Origin of the sequence: Phytoactinopolyspora endophytica, assembly GCF_004138495.1 — a bacterium.
Classification (GTDB): Bacteria; Actinomycetota; Actinomycetes; order Jiangellales; family Jiangellaceae; genus Phytoactinopolyspora; species Phytoactinopolyspora endophytica.
Window position 1 is genome coordinate 73,382 of record NZ_ML142860.1, and the last position, 920, is coordinate 74,301.

Here is a 920-nt window from a genome sequence, read left to right on the forward strand (position 1 = left end):
GAGGCGTGCGGTGAGCTGGAATCGACCAAGAGCGTGAGTGATCTCTACGCGCCGCTGACGGGTCGTGTGGTGGCTCGTAACGACGCTCTGGACTCCGCGCCGGAGCAGGTGAACTCCGACCCGTACGGTGCCGGCTGGATGTTCGAGGTTGTGCCGGTGAACCCGGCGGCCGTGGACGAGTTGCTCGGAGCCGACGAGTACCGCGCCCAAGTCGAGGGCTGAGCCGGTCGGGGGACTTCGACGAAGATCGAGTCTCGAAGTTGACCCTGGGCTATAGACAGCCATAGGTTTCCACTAACTTTTCAACCCTGGAGGCGTGAGGTCGAATGTCTGGCATAGACTCTCGACGCGCCGAAGATGTCGAGCCGCGGACACCAGCGGCGGGAGGCCGAGCTGATGCCGTTCTGTACCCAGTGTGGGCATGAGAATCCGAGCGATGCCAGGTTCTGCTCGCAGTGTGGAACCAGGATCGTGACGTCCGTGTCGCAGGCTGAGTCCGGTGACGTGACGAGCACCATGATGATTCCGCGCGAAGATGCGGAACGAGAAGAGGGGCGAGACCTCGGCCCGAATGATCAGGCTGCGGTCGACGCGTTGCCGCAAGGCAGCGCTCTGCTGGTGGTCCTGCGAGGTCCCAACGCGGGCAGCCGGTTCCTCCTGGATACCGATGTGGTCAGCGTCGGGCGCCATCCGGACTCGGACATCTTTCTCGATGACGTCACAGTCTCCCGGCGACATGCCGAGTTCCGCCGGTTCGACGGCGGCTTCGTCGTCTCGGACGTCGGCAGCCTGAACGGCACTTATGTGAACCGTGACCGTGTCGACGAGGTCAGGCTCGCGAACGGCGACGAGGTCCAGGTGGGCAAGTATCGCCTGGTCTACTACTCCAGCCAGCACGGGTTCGGAGGCGGACCGAGGTG

Annotated in this window: 2 protein-coding genes; both read left to right on the forward strand. The window is 63.9% G+C overall.

The window, feature by feature from the left end; genetic code table 11:
- On the forward strand, positions 1 to 222 hold a 222-nt coding region (locus ELR45_RS41305; RefSeq protein ID WP_420813918.1), incomplete at its 5' end, for a glycine cleavage system protein H.
- A gap of 174 nt (positions 223 to 396) precedes the next feature.
- The coding region (locus ELR45_RS41310) for an FHA domain-containing protein (protein WP_129668291.1) at positions 397 to 920 on the forward strand (524 nt) is incomplete at its 3' end.